Below are 396 nucleotides of genomic sequence, written 5' to 3' on the forward strand. Positions count from 1 at the left end.
CCCCCCCCCCCCCCCCCCCCCCCCCCCCCCCCCCCCCCCCCCCCCCCCCCCCCCCCCCCCCCCCCCCCCCCTCCATGACACGGCGACCCCCGAGACCTACACCCGAACGTTGTCGTCGGCAGCGTCAGATGTGTATAAGAGACAGGCCGAGCTGAAGCTCGACCTCGCCCTGGCGCTGATGCGCGCCGGCCAGGCCGACGCGGCCGAAGCCGAACTCGCCGTCCTGCCCGCCAACCTGGCCAGGCGGAGGGCTGTCTCTTATACACATCTCCGAGCCCACGAGACCCGTGACCGAATCGCGGTTGGGGGGGTGGGGTTGGAAGGGGGGGGGGGGGGGGGGGGGGGGGGGGGGGGGGGGGGGGGGGGGGGGGGGGGGGGGGGGGGGGGGGGGGGGGG

1 protein-coding gene is annotated in these 396 nt (G+C 78.8%); it reads right to left on the minus strand.

Features of this window, described 5'->3' with window-relative positions:
• Window positions 1-124: 124 nt before the first annotated feature.
• Complete coding sequence (locus JHD67_RS22790) at window positions 125-268, minus strand: hypothetical protein (protein ID WP_199101185.1); 144 nt, start codon at window positions 266-268, stop codon at window positions 125-127.
• Between the last annotated feature and the right edge of the window lie 128 nt (window positions 269-396).

It is taken from the genome of Dyella sp. ASV21 (assembly GCF_016428975.1).
Lineage (GTDB): Bacteria > Pseudomonadota > Gammaproteobacteria > Xanthomonadales > Rhodanobacteraceae > Dyella.

Bases quoted from the DNA above. Each gene is read 5' to 3' on its own strand.
- JHD67_RS22790 (WP_199101185.1), bottom strand. From the start codon at position 268: ATGTGTATAAGAGACAGCCCTCCGCCTGGCCAGGTTGGCGGGCAGGAC.